The sequence below is a fragment of the Nonomuraea longicatena genome (assembly GCF_039525605.1).
In the GTDB taxonomy this organism is placed as follows: domain Bacteria; phylum Actinomycetota; class Actinomycetes; order Streptosporangiales; family Streptosporangiaceae; genus Nonomuraea; species Nonomuraea longicatena.
The window spans coordinates 95073-114884 of sequence record NZ_BAAAHQ010000017.1; the positions used below are offsets into that span (position 1 = coordinate 95073).

Genomic DNA, 19812 nt, shown 5'->3' on the forward strand with positions numbered 1-19812 from the left:
GTCGGTAGCGGCCGGTCCTGCTGTCCAGGTGAAGCGGAGCCGCCGCCGTCCTGTGCTGATCTGGTGCGCCATCTGCGCGATACTGCTGCGCTACTCCACAGAGGGATGTTTGTTCACCCGGCAAAGATTCAGGACGGATGGACAGTGATCCTCACGGGTACCGAGATTGAGCGGGAATGGGCGAACGGTCGTATCACCATCGACCCCTTCACTCCCGAGCAGGTGAATCCGAACAGCTACAACTTCCGGCTCGGTCGGACGCTATACGTCTATCGGGACATGCCGTTGGATGCTCGGCACGGCAACGAGTGCGACGAGATCGAGATTCCCGACGAAGGATATGTCCTTGAGCCTGGTCGGCTGTATCTTGCGCACACGATCGAGGTCCTGGGCAGCGAGCATTATGCACCGACCTTCGCCGCCCGCTCATCGGTGGCAAGGCTAGGGCTGTTCATCAACCTGTCGGCGAGTCTGGGCGACATCGGGTACAAGGGCCAATGGACGCTCCAGCTCTACTCCATGAACGCGGTCCGGGTCTATCCGGGCATCAACATCGGTCAGATGATGTGGTGGCGGCCGCAGGGAGACATCGAACTCTACGACGGTAAGTACCAGGGCGCGACCGGCCCCCGCAGCAGCGACATCCACAAGGACTTCCACAAGCAGTTCGCCCGGCAGCGCTTCCTCGGCCTGGGGGCGAGCGTCGACCCCGCCAGGACAGGACCGAAGTTCGCCGCTCTGGCGGCGAACAGTCGCCGCTTCCGAGTCCCCGACGCGTTCTGCGTCTCGGCCGAGGAGTTCGACGGAGCGCTCAGTGACGACCAGCGCCGCGGGCTGGCCGCAGCGTTCAATGACCTTCGAGCCACAGTGGGAGCATTCCTCACGGACTCCCTGATGGACATCCACAAGATCGTTTCCGGGGTGCACCTGAGCGAACAGGCCCGGCAGCTGCTGGCAACCCGGATCGCCGACATGTTCGGCGACGACGAGAGCGTCGAGTTCGCCGTCCGCTCCTCCGGCCTCGACGAGGACACCGCCGGCTCAAGCCTGGCCGGGATCCATACCACGGTCCTGGGTGTACAGGGCGTCGATGCGGTGGCCCAGGCGGTCGAGCAATGCTGGCGCTCCTACTACGAGGCCTCGGCTGTGGCGGCCCGGATCCGCGCGGGCGACTTCTCCCATACCCCCAGGCTGGCCGTCATCGTCCAGAGGATGATCCGGCCTGAGCTGGCCGGGGTCGCCTTCTCCGACCCCGAGGACGGGGTCGTGATCGAATACGTCGAAGGCTTGGCCGACTCCCTGGTCGCCGGGGTCGCCGTGCCGATCCTCGCCAAATCGGCTGAGCTCACCGGTGATGTCCCTGCGCTGGCCGAGGTCGTACGCCTGGTACAGGCGCTCCGCGCGGCCGAGGGCCATGACGTGGACGTCGAGTGGGCCGCCGACGTCGACGGGGTGCACCTCATCCAGGTCCGGCCGCAGACCACCGCGTCCCAGCAGAGTACTTGCCATGACGAGCCGGTCGCCGATGCCTACCGGCTCTACTTCGACGAGATACCCGCCTCCGTCGATCTCGGTGAGGTCGCCGCGATCTATGGCGGCTATGCGGCCAAGCGCGGGCCGGCGCACAGGCTGGCCGTCGAACGCGGAGTCGGTGTCGGCCACGGCTGGGTCGTCCGCTTCAACGGGCGTGGCCTGTGCGCGGCGGAGACCGTCGGTCGACTGCGTGAGGTCATCGACGAGGGTTGCGCCGACGAGTGCGTACTGGACTTCGGTGACACCCTCCGGCAGATCGTGGTGCACAAGGCGGAACTTCTCGGCCGACTCGCCGAAACCACCGGAGCAGGACCGGACTCCACCCGGCTGCACACAGTGATCGTTCGGGACTATCTTCGGGGCGATCTGGGAATCATCTCCAGGCGCGTCGGCGACGACTTCATCGTCGAGTACACCCCTGAGGGCCTCATGGCACTCAATCGCGGCACCTCGGGGGCTGCGGCGGTGATGATACGTGACGGACAGATCGACCCGGCCGACAGCCCGATCAACGCCCATGTAGGCGAACTCGCCGAGTTCACCGGAGCAATGAGTGACCGGTACGGACCGATGACTCTTGAGTGGGTGCGACAGTCGGGGAAGTTGTTCTTCGTCGATTACTCGCTGCTGGGCGGGGATGCCCTGAACTCCGCCGACGCGCGGGTGATCTCGGCGGGAACCGCCGCTGGGCCGCTGCTCGACCTGGACGAAGACGAAGTGCTCAGCCGGTTGTCGATCGGGCCGGCAGTCAGTGTCGACAGGTCGCAGGACCTGTCCGGCCACGAAGGGCTCGCGGAGATCATCGCGCGGGTCCGGGCCTGCTCGGAACCACCGATCGTCCGGGCCTCTCGCCCGTACGCCGTGCTCTCGGTCCTCATCGGTGACGTCGCAGGGTTCGTCTTCGATCAGGGCTCCACCCTTGGCCACCTGGCCATCCTGCTGCGGGAGGCCCGCCTGCCGGCGGTGGCGGCCCAGGGCCTGCCCAGCGAAGGACATGCGGTAATCAGCAGTGGGACCGTCACCGTGACGGCCGGAAGGTGACTGAACGTGACAGACAACAACGGCTGGCTGGTCCTGGGCGGGTTGCACGTCCTCAACGGAACGGCTCCGCTGCGCGCGGACGAGCCGCTCATCCTGATTCCGCTGGAACTGCAGTCCCCGGGCAACACCCTCGTGCTGCGCTGGTCCGACCTCGGCCCGGTCGAGCTGATCGCCGGTGACCGCCGGGTCGGATCCGAGGGGGTCGCCCTGTTCCCCGGCATGCGGCCGAGCCAGGAGGTCCGGAGCCTGCTGGGAGACGGCCCGATCGTCCCACTGTTCTACCTGAGCGACACCGGCGACGGGCTGCACGTGTACTCCCAGATCCGATTCCTTGAGGAGGATGCGTGCTTCATCCGGATCACCCCGAGTCCGCTGGCCGGACCCGCCGATTCGCTGCGCTGGCTGCCCGAGGCGGCCCGGCTCCACAGCGAGCAGGCGCTGTTCCTCAACAACCACCAGCGGTACTACCGCAAGTACTTCGCCGGCCGAGAGCTGGAGTACAAGTACACACTCACTCCCCCCGTGGACATCTGGACCGCCAACCTGGACCTCTATCGGAGCCTGCTGGCGGGCGACCTGCCCGGCTACGTCATGGAGTACCGCGATGAGTTCCAGGCGTGGGACTACCTGAACCACCTGTACGAGATCACCGCGCCTGCGGCAGAAGTGGGGTACGTCTCCTTCATCCCCACTACCGACGGCAAGCACCTGGTCAAGCGCAAGTGGTACGCCGAGGACTCCTTCGAGCGCAGGGAGAGCCACACCTACGGTGTCGAGGTCGAGCACTTCGGCGCCTACGTCACCGACGTGCTGGGCGTCGAGGCGGTCCGGCTCCCCTCCTTCCGTCGGGTCCGTTACGACGTCAACTTCGAGTCCGTGACCACCGGACACGTGTACGGGATCTTCTTCGACCACTGCAGCCTGGTGGACGCCCCCGACGTCGTCCTGCACCAGTGCGAACTGGAGTACCTGCGCAGCCGTACCGTGATCGCCGCAGACGAGACCGCCGTCCTGGATGAGATCGCGGAGATCGCACAGTGGCTGGAAGGGTTCCTTCGAGCCCGCGGCCTGAACGACCAGCGCGGCTTCTACTCGAAGCGGACCTTCCTGAAGGAATCCGTGTCCGCCCGCCCCGAGCTGGCCCTGGCGGTGCGTTGAGGTGAGCACGATCCTGCTCGACCTGGAAGGAACGCTCTACGCCGCGGGTGAGCCCATCCCGGGCGCGACGGCAGCGGTCGCCGCGCTGCGTGAGCAAGGCCACGTACTGCGCTTCCTGACCAACACCGACTCCAAACCTCTGGCCCGAGTCGCCGCAGACCTGGAGGGCTTCGGGCTGAAGATCCGGCAGGAGGAGCTGTTCACACCGGTCGTCGCGGCTCAACGGCTGCTCAATGCGGCTGGAGGGAACGCCTATCCAGTCGTCGCCGAGGCTCTGCGCGCCGAGTTCACAGCCGTGGCCGGCGCTCCCTTCACGCATGTGCTGGTGGGGGACTGCCGCGACACCCTGGACTACAGCCTTCTCGACGGAGCGTTCCGCGCGCTCCGCGCGGGAGCGCAGTTGGTGGCGCTGCAGCGCGGCCGCTACTTCAAGCGCGCAGACGGCGATCACCTCGACACCGGGGCGATCGTCGCCGCGCTGGAGTACGCCGCAGGCTGCCGGGCCGTCGTCGTCGGCAAGCCGTCGGCCGATTTCTTCACTCTGGCCGCCGATTCGGCCGGGAGTCCGGTCTCCGGCTGCTTCGTCGTCGGAGACGACGCCACCACCGACATCGCCGGAGGCCACGCCGCCGGGGCTGTCACAGTCCAGGTACGGACGGGGAAGTTCGCCGATCAACAGGCCGAAGGGTTGACCGGCGATGCCTCGTACACCATCGACTCGATCGTGGACCTGCCCGATCTGTTGGCCGGGCCGCGATGACGGTCTACTGGGTGGTCTGGGATGCCGCAGCGGCCTGGATCGTCGACCGGCTGGCGGCCGAGGGGTCGCTGCCGGCGGTACGGAGGCTGCGGGCGACGGGGAGCTTCGCCGCTGCGAGGCCACCGCGCCCCAACTGTCAGACCCCACCCTCCCTCGCGACTCTCTTCACGGGGACAGGGACGGAGCGGCACGGTGTGACCGGCTTTCCCGTTCCGGACCGGGACGGGCCGGTCACCGGGATGAGCTCGGGTTTCGGGCCCGAATTCCCGCTGGTGCCGCCGGTCTGGGCGGAGCTCGGCCTGCGGGCTGCCTTCGTGCACGTCCCATGGGTGTTCGACGCTGACAGTGCCGTGGCACCTTGGGTCGACGCCGCTGTCGAGGCCTTCAGCAGGCGAATCGCCCGCCCTGGCCATCTGCGGGTGCCCGCCGGAGCAAAGGTGCGATGGCAGGGGCACACGATCGAAGCCGTACCGGGCGGACTGCTGTTCGACGGCCGACCGGTGCATCCGGCCGAGGGTTGGGTCGAGCGCCGGTTCTCGGACGGTCTCGGCACCTGGATTCGTTGTCTGGAGCAGCCGGGCGGCGATCGGTTGTTCGCCCATACCGGCCTCTACCACGCCCGTTTCGCGGGAGCGGACCCGGCTCTGGTCGAGGCGATGCGCACCGCTCCGGTCTTCGCCGGGGAGAGTCTCGGTCCCTCCTACCGGACTGGGGCGTTCGGTCCCCGTCTGGTCGAAGGGGGCGATGGAGCCGCGGAGGAGGTCTTTCTCTCTGCGGTCCAGTGCGCGGCGCGGGCGTTCATCGGCGCGGCAGAGCGGACGCTGGCCGGCCATGAAGCCGATCTCGTCGTTCTCTATCTTCCGATCACCGACGATGTCGGGCACGAGTTCATCGGCTGGTGCGACGAGCGCAGCGGGGTGTTCCGCCCCGAAAGCGCCCCTGTCCTGTGGGAGCTCGTGCGCCGGGTCTACGGCTGGGCCGATCAGTTCCTCGGGCGGGTACTGGACCGAGCCGGCCAGAACGACACCGTGATCCTGACCGCCGACCACGGCATCGTGGGGTGCGCGAAACTGGTCCACCTCAACGAGCCCCTGATCGAGGCGGGACTGGCCGTGTGGGACACGGCGGGTGCCCTGGACCCGGCCCGGTCCAGCGTGGTCTACCACCCCGCCAACAACGGCTCGCTCTGCGTCAACACCCTGGACCGCCCTCACGGGGTCGTCCCACCGCAAGAGGCCGGACCTGCCATGGCCCGGGCGATGGCCGTACTCCGGGAGGTGATCGACCCCGACTCCGGTCGGCCGGTCGTCGCCCGGTTCCTGGACCGGGATGGCGTGCCGCTGCCGGACGGAGCCGTTCCTTCGGTCGTGTTCGTCGAGTTGCACCACGACTACCAGCCGACCGCCGCGCCGGCCGGGGCCGGTCCTGTGGTACGGCCGGCGAAAAAGCCGGGCGCCCACGTGGTCAACACCGGCGATGACCGGCTACTGGCCACCTTCGCGGTTGCCGGCCCCGGCATCGAGGCCCGCTGTCACCTGGGCGAAGTCGACAACACGTTCGCGGCCCAGCTGGTGCGGCGGCGATTTCTCAGCTCCCTCCAGAAAGTCGACTCATGAATCTCTCCACGACGCGGCTGGCCGAGCAGAGGCACGCCAACGTCACAACCTTCCTGCGGAGCAGGCAGCTGGATCCGGCGGCGCTCGGCGCGCTCATGACCGAGCGGGTCGGCCCCGGACAGCTCCTGCTCACCAGCTCGCCGGTGCACGGTCTCGCCAATGCGACCAGCGACCTGGACTTCATCCGAATCCAGGACGAACCCCTGGAAGGTGCCCGGATCTCCACCAAGATCTTCGAGTGGGGTGAACATCTGGAGGTCGTCTCATTCTCCGCCGCGGAGCTGGCCGCCAACCTCAAGAACCTCGCAGACCTGGCCATTCGTCGCCCAGAAGAGATCGTCAAGGGCTTCCGGAGCTGGGACAAGCATCGGGAACCTCGGCGCAAACAGACCGAGCGCATCATCAACGGCGTGACTCTCGATGGGCAGATGCCCCATGTCGCCGCGCTGCCGGCGCTGGCGACCGTATGGAGCCGGGCGGCACTGCAGAGCTCGATCGAGCAGGCGGTCCATCTCGCCCTGGCCGAAGCCGTCGGCGAGCTGCGCGGCCGGGTCGGCTATGCGATCAACACGCTCCTGTTCCTGATGGACGCGATCCTCTCCCACCACGGCGACGTCTACACCACCCGGAAGTGGTACCTGCTCAGGTGGACCCGGCTCGTCGCGGAGCAGGGCTGGGCGAATGCCTCGTTCGCCGCGCTCGGTGCGGAGGTGGAGCGGCTGCGGGTGGCAGTGGCCTCCACTCTGACCCGGCCCGATGCCCGGATCGCCGCCGACTACCTCGTCTTGGTGAGGGAGGCGGCAGCCCTCACCGCGCAGACCCGTTCGGTCAGTGTCGCCTTCGACCCGGCCGATCGCGCGGACCGGCATGCCTTCCTGCCCGGCGCGGAGCTGCTGCTGACGTCGGACGGTGCCATGCCTGCTTCCGGCCAGGCTCCGGCCGGACCGTACGCCCTCACCGAGTTGGGGGACGTCCCCGGACGCGAAGCCGGAGTGCTGCTGCGCGCCCTACGGGGTGGCGCCTTGGCCCAGCGGATCGACTACACCGGAGGAACGAGCGCGTGAACGCAGCGGACATCCCGGTTTTCCCCCAGGTCAGGGCTGGGCATGCACGACCCGTCGCGGGAGCGGTAGAGGCCTGGATCCAGGCCGCCTGGCTGATGCTGGCCGAGGGCCGCTCCTACATCGAGGACCTCGAGGGCGGGATCGATCAGCCGCAGATGCAGAGTGCCGTCAAGCTGCGACTGCTGGAGCAACTCGTCGACGTGGACAACCGGCTCGCAGGACGAATCCCCGTGGCCGACGCGCACTGCCTCGCGCTCGGCTTGGAATACGGGCTGCAGGAGGTCGCGCAAGCCACCGGGACCGACCTCATCGAGATCTTCGCCCTGGCGGAGGAGTTCGGCGGCCCCGGCTCCCATGACGAGATCTTCGTGTTCTGGGAGCGGCTGCTTGAGGCCTTCCCCGGCGAGCTGCCCGACCGGCTGATCGCGCAGGGACAGCGCGACATGCTGGTGACCCTGCGTTCTTGGGCTGCGCTCTCCCGTGCGGCCGGTCTTGACATCGGCTTCCTCACTCCGTTCATGAAGGAGGCTTGATGCCTGAGATTTCCGCTACGGCCTTCGTTCCCGCGCCGGCGGCCGAACTCCGCCAGATCGTACGGGAGGGCACCGGCCTGCCGACGCTCGCGCCTCATGTGCTCGAAGTCGAGCCGCAATCGGACGGGAGCACCCGTTGGAGCGTCCTGCTCAACGGAAGCCGGGTGGGCTGGACTCAGCGGGAGGCCACTGGCTCAGACCAACGGCTGGTCTTCGCACAGACCCAGGGCGACTTCGACTCGTTGGCCGTGACCTGGACGTTCGCCCCGGACTGCACCGGCACCTTGGTCGGACTGAGCATCGCCTTTCACCTCGGGATCGACGGGCTGGCCCCGCTGCTGGACCCCATCTGGGCGCAGTCGCTCCGCGCTCACGCAGACCTCCTGCTGTCCGCCCTCGCCCCTGCCAAGGAAACCCCATGACCATGGTTGACCTCGACTTCCTGAACACCGTGATCCGGTTCGAGATCTCACCCGACGCCGAACCCGCCTTCGAGCCGATCCGCCGCTTCTTCCGGCATCTGCTGGTGCCGCTCTCGGACCGGTCCGCCACGTTCACGATCAAGGTGGATGCGTACGAACCCGAAGCTGACGTCGACCAGCGGATCTGGGACACCGAGCAGTCTGTGATCCGCCGCAGCAGCGCGGCGGAGTTCAACTTCGACGCCCATGTGGTGGAGGAGGGCGAGCGCCGCCGCTACGTCAACCGCACCACTGTGGTGGACGTCCCGAAGGACGCCCGGTCGGACGGGCTGTTCCGGCTGCGGATCACTGCGGGCTCCGCCATCCAGGTCATCGACTTCGTGCGTGATCTGATCATCCGGAACGAAGAGGACCTCGGCACCGTGGTTCTGCATGCCTCCGGGCTGGTCCGAGGCGGTGAAGCCCTGATCATTGCCGGGGCGAAGGGCGCGGGCAAGACGACGACCATGCTGTCGGCGCTGCGCCGTCCCGGCTGGTCGTACTTCACCGGTGACAAGGTGTTCTGCCGCCGCGTCGGCGAGACGATCGAGGTCTACCCGTGGCGCGACTACCCGTACGTCGGTGTCGGCACCATCCGAGCCGACGCCCGGCTGGAACGGCTGGTTCGCGAACAGGTGGACCCCGGAATCGACGAGCGGGCCGCGACCGACAAACTGCTCATCGATCCGGACCTCTTCGAGAGCTGGCTGGGGGTTGAGTTCTCGGCACAGCCGCGGCGGCTCGCAGCGATCCTGTTGCCCGAGGTGCGCCCCGGCGAGCCGCTCACCACCTGGCAGCTGCGGTCAGAGGCCGAGCGCTGGGCCCACCTCAACAAGATCGTCGACCGTCAGGTGGACACCACGTTCTTCACCTGGCAGTCCCACCTGGTACCGGACTACTCCGCGTTCTATCGATCACTCGCCGACCTCCGTGAGGTTCTTCCGTCGGTGGCGATGGTCCGACTGCGTGGCACCCTCGATGTGGACCCTGACCGGGTACTGCGTGGCGGAGTCCTTCGGGTCGCCGTGATCGGCCTGGCGGGCAGCGGGAAGTCGACGACCGCGTCCTTGCTGGAGGAGGCAGCGACCGCCGCAGGTCTCAGCCACGCCAGGGTCAAACTGGCGAAACCCTTGTACGACCTGCAGGACTCGGTGTACGTGGCTGCGGGACGGGCAGTGGGCGCCGGAGCGCAGGACCAGGTCCTGATGGAGGACCTGGCCGACAACCTACGCCGGATCAACCCGCGCGCTCTCGTCGATGACTTCACGGTCAGGCTGAATACCGTCGACGCGGACGTGATCGTCAATGACGACCTGCGCGACCCGCAGGTGGACGCCGTCGCCCTACGTGCCCTGGGCTTTCGGGTGGTGAGGGTCCGCTGCGACGAGGACCTGCGGCAGAAGCGACTGGCCGAACGGCGGGACCCGACACGCGCCGATCGCTCGACCCGGCGGCTGGAGGAGATCGAGGCGGACCTGGAGCTGGACAACAGCGGCGATCTGGACGGGCATCGTGCCGCCGTGCGCGACCTCCTGGAGGGCTGGCTGTGATCCTCACCGGGGCGCAGATCCTGGCCGAGGTCGAGGTCGGCCGGATCCACATCGATGACTTCGACGCCGAAAGGCTTGAACCCAACAGCTACGGCTTCCGGCTGGCGGAGGACATCCTGACCTATGAGAAGGAGGTCATCGACTGCTACGAACCGCCGGAGGCGGTGCACACCGTCATGGCCTCGGACGGGATGGTTCTCGAACCCGGCCGGCTCTACCTCGGTAGCACGATGGAGGCGATGGGCAGCCCCCACCACGCGGCCACACTCTACGCCTGCAGATCGGCCTCGACTCTCGGCATCTGGATCCAGTACTCGGCGCCGCTGGGACACAGCGGCGCGGTCTTCCCCTGGACGCTTGAGATCAAGGTTGCCCATCCCGTCCGGGTCTACCCCGGAATGATCATCGGAAAGCTCGCCTTCTGGGCGATGCAGGGTTCGGCGACCGGCTACGACGGCAAGTACACCGGATCTTCCTCGGCTGTGGCGTCCCGGTTCAGCCTCGATATCCGGAGACCGTAGTGAGCATCACCGACGGTGACCTGTTCGGCATCCTGGCGGCGTTGGCGATCCTGCTGGCCTCGGCCAACCTGTTCGCGCGGATGTTCAAACGGTTCCGCCACCCCCCGGTGATCGGGGAGATCCTCGGCGGTCTCCTGCTTGGGCCGACGCTCTTCGGCCTGTTCGCTCCTGAGGCACAGGAGTGGCTGTTTCCCCGGACCGGAGCGGTCGGCGGCGGGATCGGCCTGGTCAGCCAGATCGGCATGCTGCTGCTGATGTTCCTCGCCGGTGCGGAGATGAGGACGGTGTTCTCTCGCCGCGACGGCCGAACGGTCGGCCTGATCGCAGTGGCCGGGATGGTGGTACCACTGGCCGGGGGCGTGCTGTTCACGTGGTCCCTGGACGGCTCCGCACTCATCGGCCCGGCGAACGACAGCACCGCCCTGGGGCTGGTGCTGATGAGCTCACTCGCGGTCACCAGCATTCCCGTGATCGCCCGGATCATGCTCGATCTGGGCATCATGCAAACGGTGTTCGCCCGAGTTGTGCTGTCGGTCGCGGTGCTGGAGGACATCGCGCTGAATGTCCTGCTCGCCATCGCGCTCGGCATGGTGAGTCATGCGAAGCAGGACGCATTCGGTCTGTCCACGGTCTTACACCTTTCCTCCACCACCCAGTTGATCGTTTACCACACGCTCGCCTCGATCGGATTCCTGCTGCTGGTGTACGGGGTCAGCAAGGTACGTCGGCCGACTCTCCGGCTCGTGTCCGACCACGCCGCCGACCAGGTGGCGATCCGGGTCGTGCTCACGCTGGGCGTGGCCGCCTCATGTGTCCTGCTCGGGCTGGCGCCGATGTTCGGTGCGTTCGCGGTCGGACTGCTGACGAACCTGCCCCGCACAGGATCGGAATCCATGACGGCGATCCGCTCCTTCGCCTCCGGGTTCTTCATTCCCATCTACTTCGCGACAGTCGGCCTCAAGCTCGATCTGGTACACGGGTTCGCCTTGTGGTTCACCATCGGGTTCATCCTGCTCGCCTGCGCACTGAAGATCCTCGGGGTCTTCATCGGGGCGCGACTGGCCGGCAGCCCCGCACAGAACGCGATCAACCTGGCGGTCGCGATGAACGCGCGCGGCGGCCCGGGGATCGTCATGGCGACACTCGCCTTCGACGCGGGGATCGTCAGCCAGCAGTTGTTCACCACCCTGGTACTCACCGCGATCGCCACCTCGCTTCTCGCCGGTTCCTGGCTTGAGCGGGCGCTGGCTCGGGGGCAGCTCATGCCCAAGGCCGCAGAGTCCGACCCTGCCCAGGTGTCATCCGCATCGTGACCTGCGAGGTAGAGAGCGTGAAGTACATCTTCGTCACAGGCGGGGTCGTCTCCTCCCTGGGCAAGGGGCTCACCGGCGCGAGCCTTGGGACGTTGTTGGCCGCCAGAGGGGTGCGGGTCACCATGCAGAAGCTCGACCCCTACCTCAACGTCGACCCAGGCACCATGAACCCGCTGCAGCACGGCGAGGTCTTCGTCACCGAGGACGGCGCCGAGGCGGACCTGGACATCGGCCACTATGAACGGTTCCTCGATGTCGACCTCGGCGCGGTCGCCTCCATCACCACGGGAAAGATCTATTCGGAGGTACTCGCACGAGAGAGACGTGGCGGCTACCTGGGGGAGACCGTCCAGGTCATCCCTCATATCACCGACGAGATCAAGGCGAACATCCGGCGGGCGGCGCACGACGTCGACGTCGTCATCACCGAGGTCGGCGGTACCGTCGGTGACATCGAGTCGCTCCCTTTCCTGGAGGCGATCCGGCAATTGCGGCACGAGGCAGGTTCAGGGAACGTCTTCCACCTCCATGTCTCGCTTGTCCCCTTTCTGGGCGCGTCCCAGGAACTGAAGACCAAACCGACCCAGCACTCGGTAGCGGCCCTGCGCAGCCTGGGCATCCGGCCGGACGCGTTGGTACTGAGGGCCGATCGCACCATCCCCGACAAGCTCAAGCAGAAGATCGCCGCAGCCTGCGACGTGGAGACAGATGCGGTGGTCGCCGCCATCGACGCCGCCTCCATCTACGACATCCCCGGTGCGCTGCACGCCGAGGGACTGGACGGTGTCGTCATCGGCAAGCTGGGCCTGGTCACGGGCGAGATCGACTGGACCCGATGGGATGATCTGGTCGGGCGGGTCCACCACCCGCTCCACGAGGTCACCGTCGCCGTGGTCGGCAAGTACGTCGAGCTGCCGGACGCCTATCTCTCGGTCGCCGAGGCGCTGCGGGCCGGCGGCTTCGCACACCAGGCCCGAGTCCGCCTCCACTGGGTGGACGCGGAGTCCTGCCTGCCCAGCCCCAAAACCGTGCTGCACGATGCGGATGCGATCGTCATACCCGGCGGATTCGGTGACCGGGGCGTCGCCGGGAAGATCGCGGCCGTGACATATGCCCGCGAGCAGCAGGTTCCGATGCTGGGTCTCTGCCTCGGCCTGCAATGCGTCGTGATCGAGGCGGCCAGATCGCTGGCAGGAATGCCTGACGCGGACTCCACCGAGTTCCGTCCTGACACCCCGTACCCGGTGATCTCCACGATGGCCGATCAGGTCGCCGCGGTCTCCGGCGAGGCCGACCTGGGCGGTTCCATGCGGCTCGGGGGTTACGTGGCGGTGCTGGCAGAGGGCACGTTGGTCCACGAACTGTATGGGACCACCGTCGTCCGCGAACGCCATCGGCACAGGTACGAGGTGACCAATCAATATCGCGAGGAACTGGCCCAGCGTGCCGGCCTGGTGTTTTCCGGCACCTCCCCCGACGGGGACCTGGTCGAGTTCGTCGAGTATTCCCGCGCGATCCACCCGTTCCTCGTCGCCACCCAGGCACACCCGGAGTTTCGTTCCCGCCCCACCCGGCCGCATCCGCTGTTCTCCGGGCTCATCGGAGCGGCGCTGAACAGGAGGAACCTGTGACCCCACAGCCGGTCGTCGCGATCGTCGACGCGTACTCGACCGCCCGTTTCCTGGCCCCCCTCTTCCACCAGCGGGATTTCAGAACCCTGCATGTTCAAAGCACGCCGGAACCACCCGCGATCTTCGCCTCCCGCTACCGGCCAGATGACTTCTACGAGCACATCGTGCACCACGAAGACCTGGAGGAGACCCTCCGACAGGTCGCCGCGCACGGCCCGCACGCTGTCATCGCCGGGGCGGAGAGCGGCGTCGAGCTCGCGGACCAGCTCAGTGACCGGCTGGGGCTTCGCACCAACGGAGCCGCCCTCAGCTCCGCCCGCCGGGACAAGTACCAGATGGTCGAGACGGTGAAGGCGGCGGGCGTCGCGGCCGCCGAGCAGGTGCGGGCGACCGACGAGCAGACGTTGCTCCACTGGTACGAGAAGGTCGGCGGCAGAGTAGTGATCAAGCCGCTGCGCAGCGCGCTCAACGACGGGGTCTCCTTCTGCGACTCCGCCGACGAGGTGGTCGCGGCCTTCCGGTCACTCGCCGGTTCGTACAGCGCCTTCACCCAGGTGAACGACGGGGTCGTGGCCCAGGAGTACCTGCGCGGCACCGAGTACTACGTCAACTCGGTCAGCATGGACGGGATCCACTACATCTGCGATATCTGGGAGACCCAGCACCTCGACATCAACGGAGTCAAGGATCTGCTCGGCGGGTCCGTACTGATGCCCCGAAGGGGTCCGGAGCAGGACTCGCTCGCCGCATACGCCGCCGAGGTCCTGAACGCTCTGGGGGTGCGCAACGGCGGCGCGCACACAGAGTTGAAGCTCACCCCGGACGGTCCGCGGCTGATCGAGACCGGCATCCGGATCTGCGGCTCCGACCTGCCCGTGCTCACGGGCAAGGCGATCGGTGAGTCGCAACTGGAGTGGACCGTTGACGCATACGTCGACCAGGACCGCTTCAGAGAGAGGGCGATTCGCGACTACGAGATCTCGCGCCACGCCACCTGTATCAACATGATCTCCCCGAAGTCGGGTGTGCTGGCCGCATACCCGCAGATGGCCGAGTTGGAAGCCCTGGAGAGCTTCGACGAGGCCCTGATCCGGACCCAGGCAGGGGACAGGCTGCATCGCTCGATCAACGACATGACCTACCCCATGCTGGTCCATCTGGTCCACGACGTGCCGGGGGTCGTCCAGCGGGACTATCACACGGCCCGTTACCTCGACGGGGAAGGCTTCTATGAAGTCGTCAACTGAGCGGGTCACTCGCATCGCCCACATCAGCGACCTGCACATAGACGCGGACGGGCGCAATGGTGCCCGAGCGTCCCGGGTGGTGGAGTATCTGCGGCGGCGGGCGGAGCACCTGGCGGGGGTGGTCATCACCGGTGACCTGACCGAGGACGGGCTCGACCGCGAATACGAGGCGCTCGCGAAGGTACTGGATCCGCTGTCGGGGGTGCTGCCGGTCTTCGTCTGCCCCGGCAACCACGATGACCGAGTCCTGATCCGCCGGATGCTGCTGAACCAGCCAGGGGGCGGTCCGGTCAACCAGGTGGTCAGGGTCGGCGAGCTCACCGTGCTTCTCTGCGACGCCGTCGTGCCGGGCAGTTCGAAGGGCGAGCTCGGAGCGGTAACGCTCGAATGGCTCGCGGAGGCGTTGCACGGATCCGGGGGGCCGACCGTGGTCGCCTTCCACCAGCCTCCGCTCGCGCTCGGCGTCCCCAACCTGGACGGCTCCCGGCTCGCCGATTCTCAGGCACTCGCCGACGTGCTGGCCGACCACCCCCAGGTGATCGGGATCCTGTGTGGCCATGTCCACACGGCCGTGCGTACCGAGTTCGCCGGGATCCCGTTGATCATGGCGCCCAGCACGGCCTATGCCTGGAAACTCCCGCTGGACCGAGCGGATCCCGATCACGGGGTCACCGAGCCGTTGGTGGTCTTGCACGAATTCCGCGACGACCGCCTGTTCACCTACTTCCAACCATGCCCTGATTACAAGATGGAGCGATTCTGATGGGCGTCATCAAGCGCGACGGGTACGACGAAGCGCTCTTCGAAGATCTGGCGGCGATCAACGACGGCGTTGTCGATGCCACCGAGAGCGCAGTGATCCGGCGGCTCGCCGGAAACTGGCACCGCCGTGCGAGTGTCAAGCGTGACGAACTCCGTTTGGAGGACCTGTACGAGCTGAACCGCCCTGACTATCCGGAGAGCGTCCTTCCGTTCCGCGACCATCCGACCTGGCTCGCCCTCGACCCGGCTCAGCGCAGCGAGGTGCTCGCCTGGGCGATCATCGCCTTCAACCGGAAGACGGTCGTGACAGAGGAGGCGATCGCCAACCCGGCCTTCGGGTTGGTCATCAGCGGGGAGTTCCCCGCCCTGTCCGGTGACGAGTTGGAGACGTGCCTCACCCAGGCGATGGTCGACGAGCAGTACCACACGCTCATGCACATGAACGCGAGTGCCGTCACGCGGAAGCTGCGTGGCAAGCCGTACCCGGACAACGCGCTGCCGCTGCCGCTGCACTCGCGGCGCCACCAGGAGTTGTGGGAAGGGTCTGTCGAGCGCTGGCAGCGCAGCCTGACGACCCTTGCCTTCGCGACCATCGCCGAGATCGGCATCGGCCCGTACCTCGACACGATCGCCGACGACCCCGACATCCAGCCCGTGCACAGTGCCACCGCACGGCTGCACGCCCGTGATGAATACTGCCACTCGGCGATCGCGGCCGAGTTGGCCAAGAAGGTCTATCCGAGCCTCGACCCGGCGCAGCAGCGATTCTTCACCCGCTCGTCCTTCGAGGCCCTGACCGCCTACACGACCGCCGACTACGGCACGTGGGAGCGCATCATGGACCTGGTGGGCATAGCGGAGGGTCGCAGCATGCTGGAGGACTGCAAGAGCCCCGGCCGCAGCCGCCTGTTCAGCGACTTCAGCGGGATTCACTCGCTGTTCTCGGAGATGGGCGTCCTTGAGGAGATCGACTTCGATTGGTCGGTCGTCCAGACCCATCGGTAACCCCGCAGGGCTCTCGCGAGCCGGATATCTCCGCGATTCAGGAGGCTGACCGGCGGACGGAGATCGGCGCGGAGCAAGATGATCGACCCGCGCGAGATTCACCGCGAGAGCCCGAGGCTAGAGCGCCGCCGCCGCCTTCAGAGCCAGGGCCACCACCGCCGCGTCCGAGGGCACGCGTACGTCGCGGCCGGTCAGTTCCCTGAAGCGGGCGAAGCGGTGCTGGATCGTGTTGCGGTGGCAGTACAGGGCGGCGGCCGTGGCGGCGATGGCGCCGTCTCCGTCCAGGTGCACCCGTACGGTCTCCAGCAGACGCTCGCGTTCCACGGCGCCCGCGGCATAGAGGGGGCCGAGGACGCGGGCGGCCAGTTCGGCGGCCAGTTCCGGGCTGTGCGCGGTGAAGACCTCCAGCCAGCCGTCCTCCAGCCGCAGCGGTCCACCGCCGGAGGCGGCGGCGCGGGCGGCGGCGGTCGCCAGCCGTACCGCGTGGGGCACCCGGGCCAGGCCGCTCACGCTCGGTGAGAGGCCGCACGGGATCCCGGCGAGCGCGTCGAGGACCGGCTGCGCGGCCTCGCCCGGCCGGAAGGGGAGCTGGGCGATCAGGATCTCCCCCGCCGGTGAGTCGTGCAGGTGCAGGCGTAGTCCGCGCGCGGTGAGCGTGCGCACGGCGGCGCGCAGGGTGGCGCCGCGCGCCGCGCTCTCCAGGTCGTCGCCGCCGAGGTCGGGGGCCGGGTCCGAGACGCCTGCCGACGGTCCGGTGGTGTCGGCGACGGCGGCCACGAAGGGGGCGGCGACGTCGAAGCCGAGGACCCGGCCCGCGTCCCTGACCACGTCCGGGTTGCGGCCGTCGTTGTCCACGAGGCGGGCGAACCAGGTGCGGCGCTGGTCCTCGCGCTGGCGGCCCATCTCCAGGACGGCCCGCTGGTAGCCGGTCATGAGCCCGGCGTTGTGCAGTTCGACCGCCTCCCACACCAGCGGCGCCGACTGGGTCAGCATCGGCAGGTCCTCGGGCCTGGCGTGGGCGAGCAGGCCGTGCCACAGCGCCTTGGCGTCGAGGCGGGCGGCGGCCAGCAGCGATTCCAGGGGCATGCCCTGCCCTGCCCGCCGCTCCCCCATGGCCTCCGAGTGCGGGGCGAGTTCGGCGGGCGGGCGCCCGTCGGCCAGGGTGCGCAGGATGAGCGCGAACCCGGCCCGCGCGCCCGCGCGGACCTCGTCGCGGCCGACGAGCCCGCCGGCGTACGGCTCGATCGTCATCACCTCGGCGAGCCACGGCTCGATGAGCCGCTCGTAGCCCGCGAGGCACCGGGTGGCCACCTGCGAGACGACGTCATTGGTCATATGCACAACCTATCGGGGGATTTACGCGCCCTATCACCGTTGGCCGACTCTCTGACCTGGCCATACGGTGTGCGGAAGGGAGGAAGCAGTGCATCTGACGCCTCGTGAGCAGGAGCGGCTCACCATCTTCACGCTCGCCGAACTGGCCCGCCGCCGCCGCGCACGCGGGCGCAGGCTGAACGCGCCGGAGGCGATCGCGCTCATCTGCGACGAGATCCTCGAACTGGCCTGGGACGGCGCCGCCCTCAGTGACGTGGTCGCGGGCGCGAAGGGGGTGCTGACCCGCGTCGACGTCATGGAAGGCGTCCCGGCGCTGGTCACGCACGTGCAGGTCGAGGCGCTCTTCCCGAACGGCACCGCGCTGGTGGCCGTCGACTCGCCCATCGGTCCCCCTCCGGGCGGCGGCCCCGGCGCGGTGCGCACGGCGGACGAGCCCATCGAGATCAACAAGGGCCGCCCGCGCACGGCGCTGCGGGTGACGAACTCCGGCCCGCGCACCGTCTACGTCTCCTCGCACTTCCCGCTGGGCGAGGTCAACGGCGCGCTGGTCTTCGACCGCGACCCGGCGGGGCTGCGGCTGGACATCGCGGCGGGCACGGCGACGGCCTTCCGTCCCGGTGAGAGCGTGGAGGTGCGGGTGATCGAGGCGTGAACCGCGAGACGTACAACGCGATCTACGGTCCCACGGCGGGCGACCGGATCCGGCTGGGCGACACCTGCCTGTGGGCGGAGGTCGAGCGGGACGACGTCGTCCACGGCGACGAACTGCTCGGCGGCTGCGGCAAGACGCTGCGCGACGGGCTGCTGGCCAGCCCGCGCGGCGCCCGCGAGTCGGCGCTGGACCTGGTCGTGGCCGGGGTGGTGCTCATCGACCCGGTGCTCGGGGTGCGCAAGACGCACATCGGCATCAAGGACGGCCGCATCGTGCCCGCCGAGGGCGCGGTCGTGGACTCGCACACGGCGATCGTCCCCGGTGAGGGGCTGATCGCGACGCCGGGCATCGTGGACTCGCACGTGCACCTGTCCTCGCCGCAGATCGCCCCGGCCGCGCTGGCGGCGGGCGTGACCACGGTCGTCGGTATGGGGCTCGGCGGCGTCTGGGACGTGGGGGTGAACCCCGCCCGCAACCTGCACATGCTGATGTCGGCCTGGCGCGGCACCCCGCTGAACGTGGCCTTCCTGGCCCGGGGCTCGTCGAGTTCGGCGCGGCTGCTGGAGGAGGCGGTGCTGGCGGGCGCGGGCGGCTTCAAGATCCACGAGGACTTCGGTGCGACGCCCCGCATCATCGACACCTGCCTCGGCGTCGCCGAGCACGCCGACCTGCCCGTGGCGCTGCACTCGGACTCGATGAACGAGTCCGGCTACCTGGCCGACACGATCGCCGCGACGCGGGGCCGTACCGTGCACGCCTACCACGTGGAAGGCGGCGGCGGGCACCCCGACCTGCTGGAGATCGTCGGGCAGGCGCACGTGCTGACGTCCTCGACGACGCCGACGATCCCGTACACGACCAACACCGTCGGCGAACTGTTCCCGATGACGATGACCGTGCACCGGCAGAACCACCACATCGGCAGCGACGTCGAGGTGACCAGGAGCCGGGTGCGGGCGCACGGCATCGCGGCCGAGAACGTGCTGCACGACCTCGGCGCGATCAGCATCGTCAACTCCGACTCGATGGGCATGGGCCGCGTCGCCGAGACCGTGCGCCGCACCTGGCAGCTCGCCCACCTGCACGAACTGCGCGACCCCCGGCCGGGCAACGAGCGGATCCTGCGCTACCTGGCCAAGCTCACGATCAACCCGGCCGTCGCGCACGGGCTCGCCCACGAGGTCGGCTCGCTCCAGCCGGGCCGCCTCGCCGACCTGGTGCTGTGGCATCCGGCCTGGTTCGGCACCAAGCCCGAGCTGGTGGTGAAGTCCGGTTTCGTCGCGCACGGCGTGTCGGGCAGCGGGTCCGGCTCGACCCGGCTGACCCAGCCGCGTGTGTACCGCGACTACTTCGGCGGGCTCGGCGACGCGCCGGCCCGGCTGTCGCGGATCTTCGTCGCCCATGAGGCGCTCGATTCGGCGGAGGCCAGGGAGGCGCTACCGCGCGGCCTGTCCTATGCCGCCGTCCGGGACTCGCGCGGGCTCACCCGCGCCGACATGTCCAGAAACAGGGCGACGCCCACCGTGGTGGTACCACGCGAACCCGGTCCCGTCCTCGTGGACGGCGCCGAGGTCGCCATGGACCCCGCCGCCGTCCTTCCCCTCGCCCAGCTCCATCACTTCGCCTAGGA

At 68.3% G+C, this 19812-nt stretch carries 17 protein-coding genes; 16 read left to right on the forward strand and 1 reads right to left on the reverse strand.

The window, feature by feature from the left end:
* Positions 1 to 63: 63 nt before the first annotated feature.
* Genes ABD120_RS18215 through ABD120_RS18280 form a run of 14 tightly spaced genes read left to right on the forward strand, consistent with a single transcriptional unit; the run spans position 64 to position 16195 of the window.
* Complete coding sequence (locus ABD120_RS18215) at positions 64 to 2574, forward strand: dCTP deaminase domain-containing protein (protein WP_343951103.1); 2511 nt, start codon at positions 64 to 66, stop codon at positions 2572 to 2574.
* A gap of 6 nt (positions 2575 to 2580) precedes the next feature.
* Complete coding sequence (locus ABD120_RS18220; protein WP_343951104.1) at positions 2581 to 3732, forward strand: hypothetical protein; 1152 nt, start codon at positions 2581 to 2583, stop codon at positions 3730 to 3732.
* A gap of 1 nt (position 3733) precedes the next feature.
* On the forward strand, positions 3734 to 4492 hold the full coding sequence (locus ABD120_RS18225) for an HAD-IIA family hydrolase (protein WP_343951105.1): 759 nt from the start codon (positions 3734 to 3736) through the stop codon (positions 4490 to 4492).
* Positions 4489 to 6108 carry an alkaline phosphatase family protein gene (locus ABD120_RS18230; RefSeq protein WP_343951106.1) on the forward strand — a complete coding sequence of 540 codons (1620 nt, stop codon included), beginning with the start codon at positions 4489 to 4491 and terminating at the stop codon, positions 6106 to 6108. The genes ABD120_RS18225 and ABD120_RS18230 overlap by 4 nt, the downstream gene beginning before the upstream one ends.
* Positions 6105 to 7172 carry a DUF6001 family protein gene (locus tag ABD120_RS18235; RefSeq protein ID WP_343951107.1) on the forward strand — a complete coding sequence of 356 codons (1068 nt, stop codon included), beginning with the start codon at positions 6105 to 6107 and terminating at the stop codon, positions 7170 to 7172. Before ABD120_RS18230 ends, ABD120_RS18235 begins: the two co-directional genes overlap by 4 nt.
* On the forward strand, positions 7169 to 7705 hold the full coding sequence (locus ABD120_RS18240) for a DUF6031 family protein (protein WP_343951108.1): 537 nt from the start codon (positions 7169 to 7171) through the stop codon (positions 7703 to 7705). Before ABD120_RS18235 ends, ABD120_RS18240 begins: the two co-directional genes overlap by 4 nt.
* The gene (locus ABD120_RS18245; RefSeq protein ID WP_343951109.1) at positions 7705 to 8127 is read left to right on the forward strand and encodes a type II toxin-antitoxin system RatA family toxin; all 423 of its coding nucleotides are present in this window, start codon (positions 7705 to 7707) and stop codon (positions 8125 to 8127) included. Before ABD120_RS18240 ends, ABD120_RS18245 begins: the two co-directional genes overlap by 1 nt.
* The gene (locus ABD120_RS18250) at positions 8124 to 9716 is read left to right on the forward strand and encodes an AAA family ATPase (protein WP_343951110.1); all 1593 of its coding nucleotides are present in this window, start codon (positions 8124 to 8126) and stop codon (positions 9714 to 9716) included. Before ABD120_RS18245 ends, ABD120_RS18250 begins: the two co-directional genes overlap by 4 nt.
* Positions 9713 to 10237 (forward strand): dCTP deaminase, encoded by a 525-nt coding sequence (locus ABD120_RS18255; protein WP_343951111.1) that lies wholly within the window; start codon positions 9713 to 9715, stop codon positions 10235 to 10237. The genes ABD120_RS18250 and ABD120_RS18255 overlap by 4 nt, the downstream gene beginning before the upstream one ends.
* Complete coding sequence (locus ABD120_RS18260; RefSeq protein WP_343951112.1) at positions 10237 to 11550, forward strand: cation:proton antiporter; 1314 nt, start codon at positions 10237 to 10239, stop codon at positions 11548 to 11550. Before ABD120_RS18255 ends, ABD120_RS18260 begins: the two co-directional genes overlap by 1 nt.
* Positions 11547 to 13181 carry a CTP synthase gene (pyrG, locus tag ABD120_RS18265; RefSeq protein WP_343951113.1) on the forward strand — a complete coding sequence of 545 codons (1635 nt, stop codon included), beginning with the start codon at positions 11547 to 11549 and terminating at the stop codon, positions 13179 to 13181. Before ABD120_RS18260 ends, pyrG begins: the two co-directional genes overlap by 4 nt.
* Entirely contained in the window at positions 13178 to 14428 is a 1251-nt protein-coding gene (locus ABD120_RS18270) for an ATP-grasp domain-containing protein (RefSeq protein WP_343951114.1), read from the forward strand. The genes pyrG and ABD120_RS18270 overlap by 4 nt, the downstream gene beginning before the upstream one ends.
* The gene (locus tag ABD120_RS18275; protein WP_343951115.1) at positions 14412 to 15191 is read left to right on the forward strand and encodes a phosphodiesterase; all 780 of its coding nucleotides are present in this window, start codon (positions 14412 to 14414) and stop codon (positions 15189 to 15191) included. The genes ABD120_RS18270 and ABD120_RS18275 overlap by 17 nt, the downstream gene beginning before the upstream one ends.
* The gene (locus tag ABD120_RS18280) at positions 15191 to 16195 is read left to right on the forward strand and encodes a diiron oxygenase (protein ID WP_343951116.1); all 1005 of its coding nucleotides are present in this window, start codon (positions 15191 to 15193) and stop codon (positions 16193 to 16195) included. The genes ABD120_RS18275 and ABD120_RS18280 overlap by 1 nt, the downstream gene beginning before the upstream one ends.
* Positions 16196 to 16312: 117 nt before the next feature.
* On the opposite strand, the gene ABD120_RS18285 is transcribed toward ABD120_RS18280, so the two are convergent.
* A complete protein-coding gene (locus ABD120_RS18285; protein ID WP_343951117.1) occupies positions 16313 to 17530 on the reverse strand; it encodes an RsbRD N-terminal domain-containing protein in 1218 nt (405 codons plus the stop codon).
* A gap of 88 nt (positions 17531 to 17618) precedes the next feature.
* On the opposite strand from ABD120_RS18285, the gene ureA reads away from it, so the two are divergent.
* Both ureA and ABD120_RS18295 read left to right on the forward strand, forming a co-directional pair.
* On the forward strand, positions 17619 to 18182 hold the full coding sequence (gene ureA / locus ABD120_RS18290) for an urease subunit gamma (RefSeq protein WP_343951118.1): 564 nt from the start codon (positions 17619 to 17621) through the stop codon (positions 18180 to 18182).
* A complete protein-coding gene (locus ABD120_RS18295; protein ID WP_343951119.1) occupies positions 18179 to 19810 on the forward strand; it encodes an urease subunit alpha in 1632 nt (543 codons plus the stop codon). Before ureA ends, ABD120_RS18295 begins: the two co-directional genes overlap by 4 nt.
* Positions 19811 to 19812 lie beyond the last annotated feature (2 nt).

Coding starts and splice junctions, on each gene's coding strand:
- ABD120_RS18230 (WP_343951106.1), top strand. CDS start 4,489: ATGACGGTCTACTGGGTGGTCTGGGATGCCGCAGCGGCCTGGATCGTC.
- ABD120_RS18235 (WP_343951107.1), top strand. CDS start 6,105: ATGAATCTCTCCACGACGCGGCTGGCCGAGCAGAGGCACGCCAACGTC.
- ABD120_RS18245 (WP_343951109.1), top strand. CDS start 7,705: ATGCCTGAGATTTCCGCTACGGCCTTCGTTCCCGCGCCGGCGGCCGAA.
- ABD120_RS18250 (WP_343951110.1), top strand. CDS start 8,124: ATGACCATGGTTGACCTCGACTTCCTGAACACCGTGATCCGGTTCGAG.
- ABD120_RS18275 (WP_343951115.1), top strand. CDS start 14,412: ATGAAGTCGTCAACTGAGCGGGTCACTCGCATCGCCCACATCAGCGAC.
- ABD120_RS18280 (WP_343951116.1), top strand. CDS start 15,191: ATGGGCGTCATCAAGCGCGACGGGTACGACGAAGCGCTCTTCGAAGAT.
- ABD120_RS18285 (WP_343951117.1), bottom strand. CDS start 17,530: ATGACCAATGACGTCGTCTCGCAGGTGGCCACCCGGTGCCTCGCGGGC.